At 70.5% G+C, this 20757-nt stretch carries 19 protein-coding genes; 9 read left to right on the top strand and 10 right to left on the bottom strand.

Annotated elements, in window-relative coordinates:
• Positions 1–5: 5 nt before the first annotated feature.
• From KNO15_RS11360 to KNO15_RS11345, 4 genes are all read right to left on the bottom strand, one after another.
• Positions 6–1847 carry a putative Ig domain-containing protein gene (locus KNO15_RS11360; protein WP_241703834.1) on the bottom strand — a complete coding sequence of 614 codons (1842 nt, stop codon included), beginning with the start codon at positions 1845–1847 and terminating at the stop codon, positions 6–8.
• Between the two features lie 159 nt (positions 1848–2006).
• Positions 2007–3593 carry an amidophosphoribosyltransferase gene (gene purF / locus KNO15_RS11355; RefSeq protein WP_241703833.1) on the bottom strand — a complete coding sequence of 529 codons (1587 nt, stop codon included), beginning with the start codon at positions 3591–3593 and terminating at the stop codon, positions 2007–2009.
• Positions 3594–3626: 33 nt separating this feature from the next.
• A complete protein-coding gene (locus KNO15_RS11350) occupies positions 3627–4100 on the bottom strand; it encodes an MFS transporter (protein WP_241703832.1) in 474 nt (157 codons plus the stop codon).
• Positions 4101–4163: 63 nt separating this feature from the next.
• Positions 4164–4520 carry a sterol carrier family protein gene (locus tag KNO15_RS11345; RefSeq protein ID WP_241703831.1) on the bottom strand — a complete coding sequence of 119 codons (357 nt, stop codon included), beginning with the start codon at positions 4518–4520 and terminating at the stop codon, positions 4164–4166.
• 59 nt (positions 4521–4579) lie between these two features.
• Here KNO15_RS11345 and purD point away from each other — a divergent pair, with 59 nt between their 5' ends.
• A complete protein-coding gene (gene purD, locus KNO15_RS11340) occupies positions 4580–5842 on the top strand; it encodes a phosphoribosylamine--glycine ligase (RefSeq protein WP_241703830.1) in 1263 nt (420 codons plus the stop codon).
• Positions 5843–6283: 441 nt separating this feature from the next.
• On the opposite strand, the gene KNO15_RS11335 is transcribed toward purD, so the two are convergent.
• On the bottom strand, positions 6284–7534 hold the full coding sequence (locus tag KNO15_RS11335) for an FAD-binding protein (protein WP_241703829.1): 1251 nt from the start codon (positions 7532–7534) through the stop codon (positions 6284–6286).
• 178 nt (positions 7535–7712) lie between these two features.
• On the opposite strand from KNO15_RS11335, the gene KNO15_RS11330 reads away from it, so the two are divergent.
• Positions 7713–8186 (top strand): DUF6325 family protein, encoded by a 474-nt coding sequence (locus KNO15_RS11330; RefSeq protein WP_241703828.1) that lies wholly within the window; start codon positions 7713–7715, stop codon positions 8184–8186.
• 10 nt (positions 8187–8196) lie between these two features.
• Positions 8197–8553: an SHOCT domain-containing protein gene (locus KNO15_RS11325; protein WP_241703827.1), complete on the top strand. Its 357-nt coding sequence runs from the start codon at positions 8197–8199 to the stop codon at positions 8551–8553.
• 318 nt (positions 8554–8871) lie between these two features.
• Here KNO15_RS11325 and KNO15_RS11320 read toward each other — a convergent pair whose 3' ends face one another.
• On the bottom strand, positions 8872–9384 hold the full coding sequence (locus KNO15_RS11320) for a MarR family winged helix-turn-helix transcriptional regulator (protein ID WP_241703826.1): 513 nt from the start codon (positions 9382–9384) through the stop codon (positions 8872–8874).
• A gap of 53 nt (positions 9385–9437) precedes the next feature.
• Between KNO15_RS11320 and KNO15_RS11315 the strand changes: the two genes are divergently transcribed.
• From KNO15_RS11315 to KNO15_RS11305, 3 genes are all read left to right on the top strand, one after another.
• The gene (locus tag KNO15_RS11315) at positions 9438–10166 is read left to right on the top strand and encodes a hypothetical protein (protein WP_241703825.1); all 729 of its coding nucleotides are present in this window, start codon (positions 9438–9440) and stop codon (positions 10164–10166) included.
• Entirely contained in the window at positions 10163–10921 is a 759-nt protein-coding gene (locus tag KNO15_RS11310) for an SDR family NAD(P)-dependent oxidoreductase (RefSeq protein WP_241703824.1), read from the top strand. Before KNO15_RS11315 ends, KNO15_RS11310 begins: the two co-directional genes overlap by 4 nt.
• Before the next feature lie 96 nt (positions 10922–11017).
• Positions 11018–11920 (top strand): phosphoribosylaminoimidazolesuccinocarboxamide synthase, encoded by a 903-nt coding sequence (locus KNO15_RS11305; protein WP_241703823.1) that lies wholly within the window; start codon positions 11018–11020, stop codon positions 11918–11920.
• A gap of 105 nt (positions 11921–12025) precedes the next feature.
• On the opposite strand, the gene KNO15_RS11300 is transcribed toward KNO15_RS11305, so the two are convergent.
• Positions 12026–13927, bottom strand: coding sequence for a heavy metal translocating P-type ATPase (locus KNO15_RS11300; RefSeq protein WP_241703822.1), 1902 nt, complete (start codon positions 13925–13927; stop codon positions 12026–12028).
• 175 nt (positions 13928–14102) lie between these two features.
• Between KNO15_RS11300 and KNO15_RS11295 the strand changes: the two genes are divergently transcribed.
• Both KNO15_RS11295 and KNO15_RS11290 read left to right on the top strand, forming a co-directional pair.
• Entirely contained in the window at positions 14103–14807 is a 705-nt protein-coding gene (locus tag KNO15_RS11295; protein ID WP_241703821.1) for an RraA family protein, read from the top strand.
• Between the two features lie 52 nt (positions 14808–14859).
• A complete protein-coding gene (locus KNO15_RS11290; protein WP_241703820.1) occupies positions 14860–15753 on the top strand; it encodes a VOC family protein in 894 nt (297 codons plus the stop codon).
• A gap of 110 nt (positions 15754–15863) precedes the next feature.
• On the opposite strand, the gene KNO15_RS11285 is transcribed toward KNO15_RS11290, so the two are convergent.
• From KNO15_RS11285 to KNO15_RS11275, 3 genes are all read right to left on the bottom strand, one after another.
• Positions 15864–17588 (bottom strand): MFS transporter, encoded by a 1725-nt coding sequence (locus KNO15_RS11285; protein WP_241703819.1) that lies wholly within the window; start codon positions 17586–17588, stop codon positions 15864–15866.
• Between the two features lie 13 nt (positions 17589–17601).
• Entirely contained in the window at positions 17602–18183 is a 582-nt protein-coding gene (locus KNO15_RS11280) for a PadR family transcriptional regulator (protein ID WP_241703818.1), read from the bottom strand.
• Positions 18184–18359: 176 nt separating this feature from the next.
• The gene (locus KNO15_RS11275; protein ID WP_241703817.1) at positions 18360–19382 is read right to left on the bottom strand and encodes a hypothetical protein; all 1023 of its coding nucleotides are present in this window, start codon (positions 19380–19382) and stop codon (positions 18360–18362) included.
• A 517-nt stretch (positions 19383–19899) separates the two neighbouring features.
• Here KNO15_RS11275 and KNO15_RS11270 point away from each other — a divergent pair.
• Positions 19900–20676: an ATP cone domain-containing protein gene (locus KNO15_RS11270; protein WP_241703816.1), complete on the top strand. Its 777-nt coding sequence runs from the start codon at positions 19900–19902 to the stop codon at positions 20674–20676.
• The last annotated feature ends 81 nt before the right edge of the window (positions 20677–20757 follow it).

The raw sequence follows: 20757 nt of genomic DNA, 5'->3' as shown, positions 1-20757 counted from the left end.
CACGGTCACCGCTCCGCGGGGTCGGGTGCGCCCACGGGCTCCCGCCTCGCGCGCCGGCGCAGCACGAGCGCCGCTGCGCCGGCCAGCGCGAGCAACGCGGCGAACGAAGCCGTGCCGGTCAGGTCGCTTCCGGTCGACGCCAGCGCTGTCGGCGCGACCGCCGCCGGCGCGACCGCCGCCGCGACGGTGAGCGAGGCGGCGGCGATCACAGTGGAGCCGGAGACGAGCTGCACCGTGTGCGCACCGGCCGGAACGGAGGTCGGCACGGTGGCGGTGAACGACAGCGCTCCGCCGGCGCCGACCGTGACGCTGCCGAGCACGACCGGGTCGGAGTGGAGGACGACCGAGTACGTCCCCGGCCGCAGGCCCGAGCCCGTCACCGTGATCGCGCCTCCCGGCGACACCGTCGGCGTGACCGCGATCGTGGCGCTGTAGACGTGGAGGGCGATCGCGGCGCTCGTCGCCGTGGTGACAGGTGAGCTGGAGTCGGTCGCAGCGACCCGGAAGGACGTGTCGCCCGCCACAGACGGCGTGCCCGTGATCGCGCCCGTTGCGGCGTCGAGCGTCAAGCCGGCGGGCAGCGCGCCCACCACCGAGTAGGTGTACGGAGCGATCCCGCCCGTGACCGCGACGGAGGCCGAGTACGGCTGTCCGGCCACGCCGGCCGCAACGGAGGCGGGGAACGTCAGGCTCGCCGGTGCGACGGTCACCGTCACGATCGCCGGCGGCGTCGTCCCGCTCAGCCCGGTCGCGGTGTACACGAAGCTGTCGGTTCCCGAGAAGCCGGCGGCCGGCGTGTAGGTGACCGTGGTGCCCGAGACCGAAGCGGTGCCGAACCCCGGGGCGATGACCACCGAGGCCGAAGTGGCGTACGTCACGGCGAGCGGGATGCTCACCGCGGTTCCGAACGCCGTACTGGCATCGACGGAGGCCGCCGTCGTGGTCGGGACGCTGTACTGCACGGTGACGACGCCGGTGCCGACGCGGGGTGCCGCACTCGTCGCGGTCATCCCGGAGAGCGTGCCGAGATATCCCGACCCTCCACCGCCCGAACCGAAATCGAAGGTCGAGGTGGCGGATTCGTAGTCGGTCGTGCCGCCGGCGCCGCCCGTGTATCCCGAGCCGCCGCTGCCGCCGGTGAACGCTCCCGTTCCTCCGGGTGCGAGGCCGATGGCGCCGCCCGAGACCGCGGCAGGGCCGTCCGAGCCGGGCTGCCCGCCGTAGACCGTGTTCCCGCTGTAGCTCGCCGCCGGGTCGGCGACGCCGCCGACCGCCGTTCCGCCGCCTCCGGGTGCGTGCGAGCCGACGAACCCCGGCGTACCGGCCGCTCCGTCTCCCACCGTGCCGGCGACCGTCGAAAACCCACCGGCGCCGCCGTCCATGCCGCCCGCAGACGCACCTTCGGTGGACCGCTCCGCCGCGCCTCCGCCGCCCCCGACCACCGCCAGCAACGAGGTCGCCGTCGACAGGGCCGAACCGCCGCCACCGCCCTGCGCAGGACGCCCATCGGTCCGGGCCGGAGCACCGCCGCCGACACCGCCGACGACGTACGACAGCGTCTGCCCCGCGAGGCTGTCGGGGAGACTCAGTGCGACCGCCCCGCCGGGTCCTCCCGACGCGGAGTACCCATTGGCTCCGGAGGCCGCCGCGACGGATGCCCCGATGGCGGTCGCGGATGCCGGAATGTCGATCGTGCCCTGACCGGCAGTCGCGAAAGTCTTCGTCACCACCGTGAGCGAGAGTGGTGCGGCGTCGGCCGGAACGGCGAACGCCACGGCCGCGGCGGCCGCGATCGTGGCGGTGGCCGCCACGAGCGCGGTTGTTCGGATCACGGTACGAGCGGGCATTCGGGCCTCCCCGATCGGGGCGCCGTGCCGCGATCGCGGCAATGTTATCGGCCGGCGTGGCGTGCCCGCCGGGCTGTTACGTCCGACGATCACCCCAGTTCGAGGGCGGTGGAGACGAAAGCGGATGCGACGAGCGCGCTCCTCGGTCGACGCCTGTCGCTACTCCTGCCGGCCCGGGTCGCCGAAGCTCAGCAGGCGCTCGTACTCCGAGTCCGGGCCCGGCTCGCAGCCGTCGCTGGTCTCGCTCGCGCCGTCGTCGGTCGCGGCGATCGTCTCTGCCGCGGCCTCCGGACGCTCCAGGAGGTTCTTGCCGAGGTGGTGGGCGTCTGGGAGCTCGATCGGGTACACGCCGGTGAAGCACGCCGTGCAGAGACGCTCGCGCGGCTGCTCGGTCGCGGCGATCATGCCGTCCTCCGACAGGTAGCCGAGCGAGTCCGCGCCGATCGACTGGCGCACCTCGTCGACACCCAGGCCGGTCGCGATCAGCTCCGCCCGCGAGGCGAAGTCGATTCCGTAGAAGCACGGCCAGGTGATGGGCGGGCTGGAGATGCGCACGTGCACCTCGGCCGCGCCGGCCTCCCGCAGCATCGACACCAGCGCGCGCTGTGTGTTGCCGCGCACGATCGAGTCGTCGACCACCACGAGGCGCTTGCCCTTGATGACCTCCTTGAGCGGGTTCAGCTTGAGCTTGATACCGCGCTGGCGGATGGTCTGCGACGGCTGGATGAACGTGCGGCCGACGTAGGAGTTCTTGACCAGGCCCTGGCCGAACGGGATGCCGGAGGCCTGCGCGTAGCCGATCGCCGCCGGAGTACCGGACTCGGGCGTCGGGATGACCAGGTCGGCCTCCACCTCGTGCTCGCGAGCGAGCTGACGGCCCATCTCGACGCGAGCCTCGTAGACGCCACGGCCGGCGATGGTGGTGTCGGGGCGGGCGAGGTAGACGTACTCGAACACGCAGCCCGCACGCTTCTCTGCGGCGAACCGCTGGGTGCGCAGACCGTTCTCGTCGATGACGATCAGCTCGCCGGGCTCCACCTCGCGCACGAAGCTCGCGCCGACGATGTCGAGCGCCGCGGTCTCGGAGGCGACGACCCAGCCGCGCTCGAGGCGGCCGAGCACCAGCGGCCGCACGCCCTGCGGGTCGCGCGCGGCATACAGCGTGTTCTCGTCCATGAAGACCAGGCAGAAGGCGCCGCGCAGCCGGGGCAGGACCTCCAGCGCGGTGGCCTCGAGCGTGTGGTCGAGGTCGCCGGTGAGCAGCGCGGTGACGACGGCGGTGTCGGTCGTGTTGCCGCGGCTCAGCTCGCCGTCGAGCTGCGGATAGCGGTCGTGCACGAGCTGCATGAGCTCTGCGGTGTTGGTCAGGTTGCCGTTGTGGCCCAGGGCGACGGTGCCGCTGGCGGTGCGGCCCAGCGTGGGCTGCGCGTTCTGCCAGCTCGAGGCGCCGGTGGTGGAGTAACGCGTGTGGCCGACGGCGATGTGGCCGGTCAGCGAGTTGAGCGCGTTCTCGTTGAACACCTGCGAGACCAGACCCATGTCTTTGTAGATGAGGATCTTGCTGCCGTCGCTGGTCGCGATACCTGCGGACTCCTGGCCGCGGTGCTGCAGCGCATAGAGACCGAAATAGCTGAGCTTGGCGACCTCCTCGCCGGGAGCCCAGACGCCGAAGACACCGCAGGCGTCTTGGGGGCCCTTCTCTCCGGGCAGAAGATCATGACTCAGACGACCGTCGCCTCCGGCCACAGCGGACCCCTTTCTCGAGGTGTGTCGGGATGTTCAGCTGTCGACGGACGGGCGCTGATCGCTCGGCCGCGGGTCGCTCGGCTCGGAACCGCTCGGGGAGTCGGTCTCGGAGTCGGGCAGGCGCACGTCGATTCTATCCGCCTGGACGGTGCGTGCCCTGCGAGTCGCCGCCCGGTCGATCAGGAGGGCGACCAGGGCGCCCAGGGCGACGCCGACCGTGGCGCAGATCGCGAGCAGGAAGCCGAAGACGGCTCCGCGGTCGTAGGTGGGGTTCTCGGGGAACGCGTAGGTGAGGATGAGCGCGATCACCGCGAAGACGACGGCGCCGGTGATCATGAACCGGAAGTAGCGCGGCGAGCGCTGGACGCGGACGGCGGCCTCGGTGACGGTGGCCTGCTCTTCGGTGAGCGGCTGTTCGGTCTCGTGCCCGCTTTCAGCAGGAGGGTGCACCTCGAGCCGCGGCTCCTCCTCGGGCTGCGGCTCGGGTTGCGGGTGGGACTCGCTCATGACCCCCATTCTCTCGCACCGTGCCTGAGCGCTCGCCCACACGGCGGGCGGTCGCGGACGGCTTCAATAGCGCAGCGGGAGCAGCCCCTCCAGCGACGCGCGCTGACCCGACGCGTGCACGGAACCGGAGGCCAGGGCGTCGCCCCAGGCGAGGCGGCCGGAGGCCAGGGCGAGCCAGGTCGCAGCGTCGGTCTCGATCACGTTCGGCGGAGTGCCGCGCGTGTGCCGCGGCCCCGGGATGCACTGCACGGCCCCGAACGGCGGCACGCGGACCTCCACCGTGTTGCCCGGCGCACGCTCCGCCAACAGCTGCAGGAGGTACCGCACCGCCGTCGCCGTCGTGTCGCGGTCGACGTCGTCGCCCAGAGCCGCACGCACCGCTGCGCCGCCCTCCTCCACAGAAATCCTCGCTCTGGCCATATCCCCATCTTTCCACCGCGGTTCCACGTGGCTTCGCGGCGCCCTCTAGCATTGGTCGCGTGAAGATTCTGGTCCTCGGTTCCGGTGCCCGCGAGCACGCCATCATCACCGCGCTCCTGGCCGAGGAGGCGGAGCACACGATCGTCGCGGCACCCGGCAATGCGGGGATCGCCGCGGAGGTCCCCGTCGAGACCGGTCTCGACCCGCTCGACGGCGCAGCCGTCGCCGAGTACGCGATCGAGAACGGCATCGAGCTCGTCGTGATCGGGCCGGAGGCTCCGCTGGTCGCCGGCGTCGCCGACCCGCTCCGCACGCGCGGCATCGCGGTGTTCGGCCCCGGCCGCGCTGCCGCACAGCTCGAGGGGTCCAAGACCTTCGCCAAGCGGATCATGGAGGAGGCCGGCGTTCCGACCGGCCGCGCCGTGCGGGCGCGAACCCTCGAAGAGGCCGAGCGCGCACTCGACGAGTTCGGGGCGCCGTACGTCGTGAAGGCCGACGGCCTCGCGGCGGGCAAGGGCGTCATCGTCACCTCCGACCGCTCCGCCGCCGTCGAGCACGCCCGTCACTACCTCACCCAGGGCGGAGTGCTCGTCGAGGAGTTCCTCGACGGTCAGGAGGTGTCCCTGTTCCTCGTGAGCGACGGGCACACCGTCCTCCCGCTGAGCCCGGCGCAGGACTACAAGCGCCTCCTCGACGGCGACGCCGGCCCGAACACGGGAGGCATGGGCGCCTACTCCCCGCTCCCCTGGCTGCCCGAGACCTTCGTCGACGAGGTGATCGACACGATCGCCCTGCCCACCGTGCGCCAGCTCGCCGCCGAGCAGACCCCGTTCATCGGCCTGCTCTACTGCGGCCTGATCGTGACGGACAAGGGCATCCGCGTCATCGAGTTCAACGCGCGCTTCGGCGACCCCGAGACGCAGGTCGTGCTGCCGCGGCTGGTCACCCCGCTGTCCACGCTGCTGTACGCGGCGGCGACCGGCGAGCTGGGCGGGATGCCGCGCCCCGAGTTCGCCCTCGACACCGCCGTGACGGTCGTGCTCGCGAGCGAAGGCTACCCGGAGGCACCGCAGACCGGCCGCCCGATCACCGGTCTCGCCGAGGCGGCGCAGGTACCCGAGGTCACGATCGCCCACGCGGCGACCGCCGTCGACCCGCAGACCGGCGCCCTGCTCGCGACAGGAGGGCGCGTGCTGTCGGTCGTCGCGCGCGGCACCTCTTTCGACGAGGCGCGCGAGCGCGCATACGACGCGATCGCCCGCATCGACCTCCCCGGCGCCCAGTACCGCACCGACATCGCCGCCCGCGTCGCGCACTCCTGAGCGGAGGCGCGCCGGCCCGGCGCCAGTGACGGCGCTGGTGCCGCCGCGTCGTACGCGCTCAGCGGTCGTGGACGGCCGAGCATGCAGATACTCCGCATACTCGAGGGCTTGTTCGCGACCGGCCAGCAGCCGCGTCGGTTCGCGGGCCGCGAAGCGGCGCACAGTGGGGCGGAACGCGCCGAGGCGGCGGATAGTGGGCCGCCTCGCGAGCGGCCGGCGCGCGGCGGGGTCCCCTCCGCGCACCGCCGCGCACGCGCATGGTCGGTCGTGGACGGCCGAGCATGCGGATACTCCGCGAACTCGGCGGCTTGTTCGCGACCCCGCCCGCGGCCCGCACCGGTGCGCGGGCGGCGAAGCGGCGCAACGCGGGCGGGGCGCGCCGAGGCGGCGGACGATGCGCCGCCTCGGCGGGCGACCGCACTCGGCGCGGGCGCCCGGCATCTAGCCGAGCAGGCGGGTGAGGAACGGGTTGCGGAAGACCCCGGCCGGGTCGAGGCGGTCGGCGAGGGCGCGGAACGCGTCGAGCTTCGGGTACAGGCCGGGGACCACCGCGTCGGCGTCGAGGTAGAGCTTGCCCCAGTGCGGGCGGGCGCCGAGCGGCAGCAGGGCGGCCTCCAGGGCCGGGAGCACCGCCTCCACTCCGGCCTGGTCGCGCAGCCACGTGAAATGGAGGCCGACCACGTCGGTGCCGTACGCGCTCGACAACCACAGGTCGTCGGCCGCCACGGTGCGGATCTCGCTGATCTGCAGAAGGGGAGCGATCAGCGGAGCGAGCTCGCGCACGGCCCGGATCGCGTCGACGGCGTGCGCACGCGGCACGAGGTACTCCGACTGGATCTCCTCGCCGTTGGAGGGCGTGAACTCGAAACGGAAGTGCGCCAGCCGCTCGCTCCACGGGCCGACGATGCCCAGTTGCTGAGTGGTGTTGCGAACGTCCATGGTCGGGATCATGTGCCGCGCCTCGGTGAGGGCGGGGGCGCCGAAGAAGTCGCCGCCGATCTCGGTGTCGGCTCCGTCGAGCTCCTTCAGCCAGGCCAGCGCGACGGAGTCCTCGTGCCAGGTGGTGAACAGTGAAACGCTGTAGGCGGCCGAGGTGACCTCGTCGAAGCGGTCGAGCACGGCCTCCCACGGCACGCCGCCGAACAGCCGCTGACGCACGCCGAAGGTCGGCCGGATGTCGAGGGCGACCTCGGTCACCACGCCGAGCGCGCCGAGCGACACGGCGGCTCCGGCGAATTCGGGATCGCCGCGGACGAGGTCGACGAGGTCGCCGGACGCGGTGAGGATGCGCAGGCCGGCCACTGCCGACGACAGGTTGCCGTTGCGGTCCCCCGACCCGTGGGTCGCGGTGGCGATCGCGCCCGCCACCGAGATGTGCGGCAGGGAGGCCAGGTTGTGCAGCGCCCACCCGGCGGACTGGAGTTCGCGGGCCAGGTCCCCGTAGCGCACGCCTCCGCCGACGGTGACGGTGCGCGCGTCGGCGTCGATGCGGGTGTCGGCCGGAAGTGCGGCTGTGCTCACGAGCACCCCGTCGGCGACGGTGTCCGCGAGGTCGTTGAACGAGTGCCTGCTGCCGAGCGCCCTGACCTTCGGCGCGGTGGTGACGATCTCGCGCAGCTCGTCGAAGTCCTTCGGCTGCACGATGCGGTGCGCCCGGTACTCGTGGTTCCCCGCCCAGTTCTTCTCGCCCACGTGGGTCCTCCCTCGCGTCGGTCCGCCCGTCAGCGGCCGCACTGTCGGTCTCAGTCTAGGGATGTGAACGTGCACATTTCGCCAGGCGGACGGGCGGAAAATCGGTCATTGCCGGGCCGAGTACGCGTGTGTATCGTCTGCCGTGAAAGCGGGACCGGCCCGCAGACGGAGGCACGAGATGGCTGAATTCGAGTACGGTCCGGCGGAGTTCATCGTCGCCCAGTTCGACAACGACAGACCCTCGCCCGGCGTGGTCCAGGCCATCCTCGACCTGGTCGAAAGCGGCACGCTGCGGCTGCTCGACCTCCTCTTCGTCACCCGTCACGACGACGGCAGCGTCGACATCGTCGAGCTGGAGGAGATCGGCGACGAGATCGGCATGGCCGGTGTCACGCTCGAAGCGAGCGGCCTCGCCGGCAGCGAGGACGTCGACTCGATCGCCGAGCTCGTCGAGCCGGGGACGACGGGGGCGATCCTCGTGATCGAGCACCTCTGGGCGAAGGACCTCGCCAGCAAGTTCTTCCAGGCCGGCGGTCTGGTCGTGCACAGCGAACGCATCCCGGCGCCGGTGGTCAACGCCGTCATCGCCGACGACTTCGAGGCGTTCATCGAGTCGGATTCCGAGCCGGACATCCAGCCGGTCGAGAGCTAGAGGAGCAGACATGCCATTACGACGGATGGGACGACCGGGACTCATCGGCATGGCCGCGCGCACCGCGGTCGTCGCCGGAACCGCCACCGCGGTCTCGGGGGGCGTCGCGCGCCACCAGCAGGCGAAGGCGCAAGACCAGTACGAGCAGCAGCAGTACGAGGCCCAGCAGCAGCAGATGGAGATGCAGGCGATGGCCCAGCAGGCCGCCCAACAGCAGGCGGCGCAGCAGGCGGCGGCGCTCCCCGCGGCGCCGGCGGCGCCCGCCGACGACCTGATGTCGAAGCTGCAACAGCTGGGGACGCTGCACTCGCAGGGCATCCTCTCGGACGACGAGTTCACGGCCGCCAAGGCAAAGCTGCTCGCCTGAGGCCGAGCAGGCGGGACCGGGGCCGGCGCGGGCGTCGGCCCCGCGACGAGCGGGCGGGGGGTGTCCGCGGGCGACGCCGCGCGGGCGCGTCCTGGCCCTGCTCGCTTGAATCACACGGGCGCAGCAGCCGCCCGCACCGAGGTGACGTCGGGGCTCCACGCGGCCGTCACCGCGGACTCGCCCCGCCGTCAGGCCCGACGCTGCTCGCCTGGGCCGCGCCGTCACGGGCCGACGGCTGTTGTCCACGCGACGCAGGCGCGGCACGGCGTCACAGCGCCCTGTGTCGCGCGTGCCGTCCGTCCGCCGACGGGGCGCGCGTCAGCGGCGGAAGCCGGGGTGGCCGTCTGGGGTGAGGTCGGAGGCCGCGGCGAGCTTCGCGAGCAGCGCTGCGAGTGTCTGCTGTTCGTCGGGAGCCAGCGGCGACAGGAGGTCGCGCTGGTGGGCCTGGGCGACCTCCCGCAGCTGCGCGAGCATCCGCTCGCCTCCCGGCGCGAGCGTGAGGACGTTGTTGCGTCGGTCGCCCTCGCTGCGTTCGCGCAGCACGTACCCCTTGGTCTCGAGTTCGTCGACGAGGGCGACCAGGCGGCTCGGCACGGTGCCGAGCAGTTCGGCGAGCTCACGTTGGCTGAGGCCCTGGCGGCGGCCGAGGACGCGGATGGCGCCGGCCTCCCGTGGCGTCAGACCGAGAGCGGCGATGCGGTCGGCGAAGCGGTCGGCGGCGTCGGCTCCGAGCTGCGCGAGGAGGAACGCCGTGCGCGGCGGCGCCCCGCGTTGCGCTCGCGCCGAGGGGACGGCGCCGTCGGCGGGTTCGATCAGAGGGACGTTCGTCACGGATCCAGAATAGCGCTTGCGCGTAATGATTACACTGTGTAACGATTACTCATATGAACGATATTCAGCCGACCTCTCGTCGTCGCGGGTCCGGCGGGCCGCCGCTCGGAGTTCTCGCGATCGTGCACGCGGGGCTGTTCCTGCTCGCCCTGCTCGTCGGCGTGCTGCTCTCGGGCCCCGGCGCCGCCTTCCTCTCGCCGTTCGCCGGCGCGGACGCTGTCACGGCCCACGCGCACGCCGACTGGGCCGCGATCCGCATCGGCGCGATGCTGCAGTTCGGCTCCGCCGTGCCGCTCGGCATCTATGCCGCGACCGCCTTCGCGCGGCTGCAGCGGCTGGGGGTGCGCGTTCCCGGCCCGGCGATCGGATTCGCCGGAGGTCTGACCGCATCCATCATGCTGATGGTGTCAGCGCTGGGCAGCTACCTGCTCAGCCGGCCCGAGCTGACCTCCGATCCTCACCTGGCACTGGCGTTCTCCTACCTCGCCTTCGCCGCGGGCGGCGTCGGCTACGTCGTCGGTCTGGGGCTGCTCATCGCCGGGATCGCCGTGCCCGGCCTCATCCTCCGCCTCTTCCCGCGCTGGCTGGCCTGGGTCGGGCTGGTGGTCGCCGCCCTCTCGGAGCTCTCATTCCTGTCGCTCGCCGTGGACCCGCTGCAGTTCCTCCTGCCGATCGGACGGTTCGCCGGGATGGCGTGGCTGATCGCCGCGGGCTTCCTGCTCCCGGTGGACCGGAGAGAGGTGCGCGACGCGCGCGGCGCGCGGGCGGAGGTGCGATCGTGAACCAGGAATCCGCCTCCGCCACCCGGGTCGCGATCGTGCTGGGCGCCGACGGGCGGATCGGCAACGCGATCTGCCACGCGCTCGGCGCGGACGGCCTGACGACCGTGCCGTGCGCACGAGACGCCGCCGCGCTCGAGAAGCTGCGGAGCGAACTCGTCGCCGCCGGAGCCGACTGTCCGCGTGCGATCGCGGTCGACGCGACCGACGATGTCGCACTGGCCGAGGCGGTCGCTCAGGCGGCCTCCCTCGGCGACCTCGCCGTCGCGGTCAACAACGTCGGCCGCGGCCACCAGCCGACTCCGCTCGCGGACATGCCCCTCGCCGAGTTCGACTCCGTCATGGCGGTCACGTTCCGCAGCGTCGCGGTCGCGGTCCGTGAGGAGGTGCGCGCGATGCGGGCGGCGTCCGGGCCGCGAGCGATCGTCATGGTCTCCTCCACCGCCGGCGTGCGGGGCGCACCCGGGATGGCCGCCTACGCGGCCGCGAAGCACGCGATCGTCGGGCTCACTCGCACGACCGCACTCGACGAGGCCCGTGCGGGCATCCGGGTCAACGCCGTCGCCCCCGGGCCGATCGAGTCCGGCACGATCATGAAACAGGATGAGTCCGTGCGGGAACGGGTCGGCGGCTACGTGCCGCTGGGCCGCATGGGGACGCCGACGGAGGTCGCGGCCGCGGTGGCGTGGCTGGCGTCGCCCGCAGCCGCCTACGTCACGGGGACCGTGCTGACGGTGGACGGCGGCCGCACGATCTGAGGTGGTGCGCGGCTCGAGGTGCTGCTCGGTCGCGTCGCCGCGCCCACCGCGCCCACCGCGGTCCGCTCGGGCTGTTGCCGCCTCTACGATGGACGGGTGAGCGAACTGGCAGGCTGGAAGCACGTGTACTCCGGGAAGGTCCGCGACCTGTACGTGCCGGAGGGCGCGGGTGGGCTGGAGGACACCAGCGCGGTGCTGGTCGTCGCCTCCGACCGGGTGAGTGCGTTCGACCATGTGCTCGAGCCGGGGATCCCTGGCAAGGGCGAGCTCCTCACCACGCTGAGCCTGTGGTGGTTCGACCGTCTGCACGGCGTTCCCAACCACCTGATCGCCGATCACCAACTCCACGGTGACCGGATCGTGGAGCGGATCCCGGCCGAGGTCGCGGGTCGCGCGATGCTCGTGAAGCCGCTGGACATGTTCCCGATCGAGTGCGTGGTGCGCGGATACCTGACCGGCAGCGGCTGGGCCGAGTACCAGCGGACGCAGAGCGTCTGCGGCGTGCCCCTCCCCGCCGGGCTCACCGACGGCGACCGCCTGCCCGAGCCGATCTACACGCCCGCTTGGAAGGCTCCGCTCGGTGAGCACGACGAGAACATCAGCTTCGAGCGCACGGTCGAGCTGGTCGGGCCCGAGATCGCCGAAGAGCTCCGCCGGCTCTCGCTCGAGGTCTACGCCCGCGGAGCGGCGATCGCGGAGGACCGCGGCGTCATCATCGCCGACACCAAGTTCGAGTTCGGCGCCGACCGCGCGTCGGGCGAGATCACCCTCGCCGACGAAGTGCTCACGAGCGACTCCAGCCGCTACTGGGACGCACGCGTGTTCGAGACCGCCGCGTCGCCCCGTGAGCGGATGGCGAGCTTCGACAAGCAGATCGTCCGTGACTGGCTGGCCGCCAACTGGGACAAGACCGGCACCCCGCCGGCGCTCCCGGCCGAGATCGTGACCCGCACCGCCGACCGCTACCGCGAACTGCTTCAGCGGCTGACCGGCGAGTAGCCCGTCGGCAATTCCGGCGTTCTGACGCGGAGGGGCCGAAATAGTCCGTTGTTCCGGAGTATTCGGCGGGTCCGCGCAGAGACTCCGGAGTTGTGGACAGGTCGCTCACCCGGCGCCGCTCGAACCGCTCCCGGCGGGAACGCCGGCCGCGGCGTCGACGCCGCGCGCGCCCTCGCGCGCGTCGAGGCGACCGCCGATGGCGCGGAGCGCGGCGAGGATCGTTGCGAGGTCGACGAGCTCCTGGATGAGCGCTCCGGCCGTGGCGGGGATGAAGCCGAACGCGGCGATGACCATCAGAACGACCGACACGATGATCCCGAGCCAGATGCTCTGCAGGGCGATGCGGACGGTGTCCTTGCCGATCCGCACCGCCCGGGCCACGCCGTGGATGTCGTCCACCAGGATCACCGCGTCGGCGGACTCGCTGGCGGCTGTCGCCCCTTTGGCGCCCATCGCGATGCCGACATCGGCCGCGGCCAGCACAGGCGCGTCGTTCACCCCGTCGCCGACCATGATCACCGGGCGCTCGGCGATGCCCGCCACCTCCGCCACCTTGTCGGCGGGGAGGCACTCGGCACGCACCCGGGTGATGCCGAGCCCGGCGGCGATGTGCTCGGCGGTCTCGCGCGCGTCGCCGGTGAGCATCATCGTGTTGGTGACGCCGAGGGCCGACAGCTCCTGGAGGGTGGAGGCCGCGTTCGCGCGCAGCCGGTCGCTGGCGAGCAGCGCCCCGGCATAGCGCCCGCCGATCGCGACGTAGACCGCGAGCTCTCCCGGCGCGATCGACGTGCGAACGGCGTCGGGTGCGTGCTCGGCGACGAAGGCGAACTTTCCGACCACGACCTGCCTGCCGCCGATGTCGGCGACGACGCCGTTGGTCGCGGCCTCCTGCGCGGACGACGCCTCGTGGAGCGTCAGCCCGCGGTCGCGCGCGGCGCGGATGAAGGATGCCGCGAGCACATGCGACGAGTACTGCTCGGCGCTGGCGACCGCGGCCAGCAGCTCGTCGGCGTCGAAGGGCGGCTCCGGCCGCACCTCGCTGAGCTCAGGCGCGCCGTACGTGAGCGTGCCGGTCTTGTCGAACACGGCTGTGCGCGCCTCCGCGAGCTGCTCGAGCACCCCGCCCGATTTCACGATGATGCTGTTGCGAGCACCGCGGCTCATGCCGCCGATGAACGCCACCGGCGCCGCGATCAGCAGCGGGCACGGCGTCGCGAGCACCAGGACCTCGGCGAACCGGACCGAGTCTCCGCTCACCCACCAGGCCACGGCGGCGAGCGCGAGCGAGAACACCGTGAACGGCACGGCGTACCGATCGGCGAGGCGCACCACAGGAGCCTTGCTCTCTGCGGCCTGCGCGACGAGGGCGACGATCTGCTGGTATTGCGAGGACGCCGCCGTCGAGGTCGCCCGCATCTCGACGGCCTCCTGACCGTTGACCGAGCCGCTCAGCACCTCGTCGCCCGCCGCCTTGTCGACGGGGATGCTCTCGCCCGTGATCGACGACTGATCCAGTTCCGCGTGAGCGGAAAGCAGTACGCCGTCGACCGGGACGATCTCCGACGGCCGCACCAGAAGCGCGTCTCCGACGCGCACCTGGTCGATCGGAACCTCCTGATAGCCGCCGTCGACCACGAGGTGCGCGAACTGCGGCGCCCGGGTGAGGAGCGCATCGAGTTCGCGCTTGGCCCTGCGGTTCGCGTAGTCCTCGAGTGCGTCTCCCCCGGTGAGCATGAGCACGACGATAAGCGCGGCGACGAACTCTCCGACCAGCACCGTCGCCACGATCGCCGTGATGGCGAGGATGTCGAGGCCGAACCGGCCGTGCATCATGGCACGCACCATGCCGACGGCCTGCCAGAGCGCGACCGCCAGCGCATAGGCGCTGAACACCCACTGCACCAGCCAGCCCGCACCGGCGAGTGCGAGCACGATTCCGACGACGCCGATGCCGAGCGTCAGCGTCACGACCCAGTACCGGCGGGCCAACCTCACGATCCGTCTCATCGCACCTCCCGCCTCCATCCTTGAGCAGTCGGCGGCCGGGGAGAAGGCCCGACTGGGATTCGTGGACAACTCGTTCTGCCCGATCGCTGTGGAGGACGTTCCGGCCGGCTGCATCGCCCACGCGTTCCCCCACGCATTCCCCCGCGCGCATGCGCCCAGCGGTAGCGTCGCGCCTATGGACACGAACGCCGCACCATCGCCCAGCACACCCGTCGCCACCGCAGCGCTGGCCGACGCCGCCGTGCGCCTCGGCATCCCCGTCGCCGTCGCGCCCGTCGGCCTCAGCGCCCTCCTCGCCGGGCAGCCCTTCCACGGACCCGCCGCCCCGGTGACGCACCTCGGCAGCGTCGACGTGCTGCTCGAGACCATCGACGATGCTCCGCAGGGCGCCGTGCTCGTCGTCGACAACCGCGGCCGCCGCGACGAGGCCTGCGTGGGCGATCTCATGCTGCTGGAGGCGAGGCTCGCCGGAATGGCCGGCGCCGTGATCTGGGGGCTCCATCGCGACACCGCCCAGCTGCGCGAGATCGGCCTGCCGGTGTTCAGCCTGGGTGCGCACCCCTTCGGTCCACGGCGCGTGCCGCCGGCGGGCACCGCCATGCGCAGCGCCTTCCTCGACGGCGTAGCCGTTCAACCGGGCGACTGGATCGCAGCCGACGACGACGGTGTGCTCGTCATCGGCGGGGACCGCAGCGACGAGCTGTTCGCGGAGGCGCGGCGCATCCAAACAGTCGAAGGGGCGCAGGCGGAGCGGATGCGAGCCGGTGCGTCCCTGCGCGACCAGCTCGACTTCCGCCGCTACCGCGAGCTCCAGTCCGCCGACCCGACGCTCACGCTGCGCCGCTACCTCGCCGAGACCGGAGGCGCGATCGAGACCTGAGAGCGCGCGGAGACCGGGAAATTCTGGACGGGTCCCGGCTGTTGCACTGACCATGCCCGAACTCCTGCCCGCCGACTCCGCCATGGGAGCGGTGACGCTGCGCGTCGCCGACCTCGACGCGATGACCGCCTACTACCGCGACGCCGTCACGCTCTCCGTGCTGGCCGCCGAGAGCGACCGGGTCATCCTGGGCCGGGGCTCGACGCCCTCCGTCATCCTGGAGCACGCGCCGGCATTGAAGCACGCGTCGCCCGGCGAAGCGGGGCTGTTCCACACGGCCATCCTCTTCGACAGCCAAGAGGCCCTCGCCGCCGCGGTGTACTCGGTCGCGCGGCACGCACCCGGCACGTTCACCGGCAGCGCGGACCACCTGGTCTCGCAGGCCTTCTACTTCACCGACCCCGAGGGCAACGGCGTCGAGCTGTACTGGGACCGCGACCGGAGTCAGTGGAGCTGGACGCACGGACAGGTGGAGATGGACACGCTCTACCTCGACCCGAACGCTTACCTGCGCGAGCACCTCACCGACCGCGGCGTCGCGCTGGCCGAGGCCGCGACGGGGACCGCGGGCGACGACCCGCGGTTCGGCGACGCGATCGTCGGGCACGTGCACCTCTCGGTGGGCGACGTCGCGACAGCCCGCGCCTTCTACGTCGACCGGCTCGGCTTCGAGGCCACGGCCTCCCTCGGCACGTCCGCGCTGTTCGTCTCGGCGGGCGGGTACCACCACCACATGGCGATGAACACCTGGAACAGTCGCGGAGCCGGCGCCCGCCGCCTCGCCCTGGGCCTCGGCCAGGTGGAGCTGCGCCTCCCCGCCGCCGATGACCTCGGGGCCCTGACCGAGCGGATGCGGCACTACGGGGTGCAGACCCGGGACGACGGCCGGTCGGTCACGTTCGACGACCCGTGGGCGAACGCCGTGCGCGTCGTCGCCGAGCGGTAGCGGAGGAGATCCGCGGCCGCACGCCGCCGGGATGCAGTGAAGGGAGGACTCCCGGGCCTGATCGGCTCGGGAGTCCTCCCTTCTTCGCAGTGCGAACGGTGCGGCAGCGCTCAGTCGGTGGCGGGCGCGGCGTGGATGCCGTGGTGCTCGTCGCCGTCACGGGAGCCGTCGGCCGACGGTGCCGCGTGCGAGCCGTGCTGCACGGCGTCGACGGGAGCAGCGGCCGCGTGCGCGCCGTGGGCGGCACCGACACCGGAACCGTCACCGTCACCAGCACCGGCGGTCGCCGGCTCGGGCACACCCTGCACAGCACCCTGCGCCGCTGCGCCGGCCCCGGCCGGAGCCGCAGCACCCGGTCCCCACGCGGGCGGTCGCGGCTTCTCCCACCAGATCACGATGAGTGCGCCGAGGAAGGCGACCGCGGCGGGCAGGAGCAGCGCCTCCGACATCGCCTGGGTGAACCCGGCGTGCAGGAAGGCCGGCAGCTCGGTGCCGGTCGTGGCGCTCGGTGCCGCGCCGCCCGGCGCCTTCGGCAGATCGGCGGCCAGGCGCCCGGTGATGAGCGCCGAGATCGACGCGCTGCCCAGCACGGCGCCGATCTGGCGCGTCGTGTTGAAGACACCCGACCCGGCTCCCGCCTGGTTCATCGGGAGGTTGCGGGTCGTGGTGGCTGAGATCGGACCCCAGACGCCCGACATCGCGATGCCGAGCAGCGCGCTCGGGACGAGCAGCCACCAGATGCTGACATCCGGCGTGAGCATCCGCGAGTAGAGGAACAGCGACAGCGAGAACAGCACCAGCCCCGGGGTCGCCACCCACTTCGGGTTGATCCTGTCGATGAGCTTGCCCATCACGGGCGCGAGGAAGCCCGAGAACACCGCCGTCGGGGCGAGCATCAGGGCCGACTCGGTCGGGGTGAGGCCCCGCACCGTCTGGAAGTAGAACACCAGCGGCAGCGCCATACACGTGACCGCGAAGCCGACCGTGGTGATCGCGCCGTTGGAGAGCGAGAAATTGCGATCGCGGAACAGCGGGAGCGGAAGCAGCGGCTCTTTCTTGTTGAGCGCCTGCCACACCACGAAGGCGATGAGCACGACGATTCCGGAGATGATCAGCCCCCACACCGAGAACGGTCCGTCTCCGATGGTTCCCCAGTTGTAGGTGCCGCCCTCCTGGATGCCGAAGACCAGCAGGAACATACCGACGGCCGAGAGCAGCACGCCGAGGAGGTCGAAGGCGTGCGTGTGCGTCGGCAGCTTGGGCACGAGGCGCATCGCGAGGATGAAGGCCACGACCCCGACGGGCACGTTGATGAAGAAGATCCATTCCCAGCCGAGCCAGTCGACGAGCACGCCGCCCAGCAGAGGGCCGATCAGGGTCGCGACGCCGGCGACGGCGCCCCAGAGGCCCATGGCCGCGCCCCGGCGGTCCGGCGGGAAGATGCGGGTGATGACGGCCATCGTCTGCGGGGTCATCAGCGCGGCCCCGAGGCCCTGCACGACGCGAGCGGCGATCAGCATCCCGATGCCGCCTCCCGGCATGACGCCGGAGAACCCGCACCACGCAGAGGCCAGCGTGAAGATCACGAGGCCGATCAGGTAGATGTTCTTGGGGCCGAAACGGTCGCCGAGGCGACCGGTGATCAGCAGCGGGACGGCGTAGGCCAGCAGGTAGGCGCTGGTGACCCAGATCACCGCGTTGTAGTCGGTTCCGAGGTCGAGGCCCTTCATGATCGACGGGTTGGCGACCGACACGATGGTCGTGTCGATCAGGATCATGAAGAACCCGATGACGAGCGCCCAAAGGGCGGGCCATGGCTTCAGTTGGCGTTCCATGTGATTCTTTCTCTCAGTGCTTCTTCTCCTCGTCCCAGGAGATCTCTCCCGAGGCGAGGTCGTCGATGAGGGCTTCGAGCGCGGCCACGTCGGCCTCCGCCATCGTGCGCAGGTAGCGCACGTCGAGCCAGTACTTCGCGGGCAGCCCCTTCGCCCTGACGCGGTGGATGCCGTCGTCGAGCAGCGCCAGGTCGGCACGCAGCAGCCCGACGCGCTTGCGCAGGAGGTCGATCACGGTCTCGACGGGCAGGTTGTGCGCCTCGCCGAGACCGAGCGGGAACTCCGGGAACTCGTTGACCGGCGTCGCGATGATGTCCGCGACGCGTTGGCCGAGAGCCAGGGTGCCCTCCTCCGTGATCTCGTAGGTGGTGCGCTCCGGTCGGTTGCCCTCGCGCTCGGTGCCGGTCGCCCGCACCAGTCCCTGACGGGCCAGCCGGTCGACCGTGTGGTACAGCGATCCTGGGCGCACTTTGACGAGCCGATCCTCCGAGCGCATCACGAGTGTCTGATACATCTCGTACGGGTGCGTCGGGCCCTCGGCGAGGAGCGCGAGCGCTGCGACGGCGAGAGGGGTCAGGGCGGGCGTGTGCGGCATGGATCGTGGGTTTCCGGGTCGTAGTGATGATCGGAGAGGATTATTCCACGTGGAATAGTACGCGAGGAGTGACCGTGAAGTCAAGCCTCCGCGCAACATGGTGAGGCCGACGCTAGAAGACGCGGAACCCTCGACGCGCTCTGTCAGCGCGTCGAGGGTCCTTGGTTTGACCGACGTCAGGCGCTTCTCTGCTGGGTGTAGCTTTCGGCACGCGAGAGGATCTCTGGATCGCGGACGGCGATCATCGCAGGAACGCGCTTCTCTTCCGTGACTCCCGCCTGAGGTTCGATGTTGAAGAGTCCATCGATGTCCAGCGGGTGGTTCGTCGTCGCATCGTAGACATGCCAGTCCGTTGCGGACAGAAAGACGACGTAGTTCGCGTCGTGAAGCGTGGCCCTTTCGGGGTCGTGAATGACGGAGGCCGTTCCGAGCAGGGCGCCCCAGATGGAGAGGTTGCCGGCGAACGATCCTTGAAACTTCAACGAGGGGAGGATGCTGCCAAGGTATTCGGCGGCGCGGATACGGCGACCTTCGGAGGCGGATGCGCTGATCAGGCTCACACCGTCCTTCTTGCGGAGATTCCGGTCCTCGAGATCGAACGCCTTGAAGGCGAGGTCCGGGTCGGTGCCGGCATCGCCGGAAGGGTGCGGGTTGAACGTGTGTGCGAAAATCTCGGCGTCGATCTCCGGCTTTCGAATCGTGCGACGTCGAACTTTGTAGGAGAACAGTATCCCCGAGTTGAGCGCGATCGCGCCCGCGTAGAGGCGCCACTCTCCCTTGCTGTTGAGATTCGAGTACACCAGGACCGAGACGCACCCGGTACCGAAAGCTCCGAGAATGCTAGAGCCATCAAGGGGGTCGACGATGACGCGGACGTGGGCACGATCGTCGCGAGAGCTGTATGCCGCGCGGCGCTCTTCCTGGAAGCACGTGATCGGGCCAAGGGCGAGCTCCATGAGCTCGTGCGACTTGATGAGCTCGTTCACGAATTCGCCGAGGTGGGTATCGATTCGGATCGCCTTGGAGCCGGAGTGGTCCTGGCGGTCTGTGTCGACTTCCGCGAAAGGGTCGTCGTCGGCGATCATGAATGCGTTCATGCGGCGAGCGGTCCGTGCGGCGATGATTTGAGCGATCTGAAGGCAGCGGGCCAGAGCGTCAGGGTAGCTGCCCGAGTCCGATCCGAATGCGGTGATGGTCAAGTCTGTCTCCTGCGCTATGAGGCCGACGTTGGCTCTTTCAGTGTCGCACCAAAATCGGTTGCAAACAACGAATATCTGCGCGAGTTTCGAGGCAGTACAGATATAGTTTTCTGACACACGCGCTCTCCCTAGTCCCGCCCGAATGGAGACATATATGGATGCGAATATGGAATCCTCCGCGAGAGATGAGTACCCATCCAGAACAAAGTTCCAGTGTCCGATCTGCAGAGCGGCAGGTGTGGAATCGAGCTCTGAGGTCTCCTACACACGTGTCAACGCAACTCGGGACAGGATCACACGACGACGTCGATGTACACGGGACACAAGCCACACGTTCACCACGGAGGAATCGACAAGGACGACGTCACTCACCGAGATCTGGATCCGCCGAAGTACGGATCAGAAGATCGAGTCGCGGTACTCTCCTGCACGCTTGCAGCGCGACATACGTCGAGCGTCTTTGGGGCACATAACCGATGCGCAACTCAGCCGAGTCATCTCGGATGTGACCTCGAGCTTGGCCGAGCGAATCAGTGAACTCGGCGACCCGCTGAACGCCCGGGAACGTGCAGAGCACGAGGCCGCCGCCGGGGCTGTCGCGGTCTGGGATGTGATCGTGATGGAGGAGGTCGAGCGAAGCCTCAATGACACATCAACGCGCATCCCCCACGTTCTTTACGCCCTCGGGGTTCGAGGGCAGATCAATCTTGCGCATCGCCCCGACGAGTACGCCGGTTTCGCGGATGCGACAGCGTTCCTCTCGTGGCTCTTCGCAGAGCACAACTACGCCCGGCTGAGTCGCGCTCTGCCACCGGTGCAGACGCAGCGGGAGGAGACGTGGTGGTCGCCCACGAACTTGCTCTACCCCGAGACGGTCATCAAGAAGAGCGGCGAGCGCCGGCCGTTCGATTTCGAGCAGTTCCAGAAGAGCATCGCTCGCGCCATGCGCGGACGCGCTCGCTGGGTCACAGAATCGAAGGCGTTGGCCAATTGGGTAATGGTTCAACTCGAAGGGCAACGAGTCGTCGCGAGCGCACAACTGTCTGCGGTCACAACGATGGCGTTGAGGCGCGCAGACGATATTGCATATTTGAGGTGGGCCATCGCGACCAAGGGGCTGACATCGATCTCTGAGATCGCCGACGAGGCTGAAGACCTCATCGTTCACCCCTCGGTCAGGCTTCGATTCGCAAAGGAAGGTCAGCCACGAATCGACACAGCCGCTCCTGCCGGTGATGTGGACCTGGCCGCGCGCCTTCGTTCACTTGCAGCGGAGCTCGAGGGGTCGCGATAGATCGCCGCGACGAAGAATGTGCTCAGCGGGTCTTCAAGGCCACAGTTCGGCGTCGAGCTCTTCCTCAAGCCTGACGATTGT

Origin of the sequence: Leifsonia shinshuensis (assembly GCF_022606355.1) — a bacterium.
In the GTDB taxonomy this organism is placed as follows: Bacteria; Actinomycetota; Actinomycetes; order Actinomycetales; family Microbacteriaceae; genus Leifsonia; species Leifsonia shinshuensis_B.
The sequence above is the reverse complement of the archived record's forward strand: the minus strand, read 5'-3'. Positions and strand labels throughout refer to the sequence as shown.

Excerpts from the sequence above, each read along its gene's own strand:
- KNO15_RS11360 (WP_241703834.1), bottom strand. The coding sequence starts at position 1,847 with ATGCCCGCTCGTACCGTGATCCGAACAACCGCGCTCGTGGCGGCCACC.
- KNO15_RS11350 (WP_241703832.1), bottom strand. The coding sequence starts at position 4,100 with ATGAGCGAGTCCCACCCGCAACCCGAGCCGCAGCCCGAGGAGGAGCCG.
- KNO15_RS11345 (WP_241703831.1), bottom strand. The coding sequence starts at position 4,520 with ATGGCCAGAGCGAGGATTTCTGTGGAGGAGGGCGGCGCAGCGGTGCGT.
- KNO15_RS11330 (WP_241703828.1), top strand. The coding sequence starts at position 7,713 with ATGGCTGAATTCGAGTACGGTCCGGCGGAGTTCATCGTCGCCCAGTTC.
- KNO15_RS11325 (WP_241703827.1), top strand. The coding sequence starts at position 8,197 with ATGCCATTACGACGGATGGGACGACCGGGACTCATCGGCATGGCCGCG.
- KNO15_RS11315 (WP_241703825.1), top strand. The coding sequence starts at position 9,438 with ATGAACGATATTCAGCCGACCTCTCGTCGTCGCGGGTCCGGCGGGCCG.
- KNO15_RS11300 (WP_241703822.1), bottom strand. The coding sequence starts at position 13,927 with ATGAGACGGATCGTGAGGTTGGCCCGCCGGTACTGGGTCGTGACGCTG.
- KNO15_RS11295 (WP_241703821.1), top strand. The coding sequence starts at position 14,103 with ATGGACACGAACGCCGCACCATCGCCCAGCACACCCGTCGCCACCGCA.
- KNO15_RS11290 (WP_241703820.1), top strand. The coding sequence starts at position 14,860 with ATGCCCGAACTCCTGCCCGCCGACTCCGCCATGGGAGCGGTGACGCTG.
- KNO15_RS11285 (WP_241703819.1), bottom strand. The coding sequence starts at position 17,588 with ATGGAACGCCAACTGAAGCCATGGCCCGCCCTTTGGGCGCTCGTCATC.
- KNO15_RS11280 (WP_241703818.1), bottom strand. The coding sequence starts at position 18,183 with ATGCCGCACACGCCCGCCCTGACCCCTCTCGCCGTCGCAGCGCTCGCG.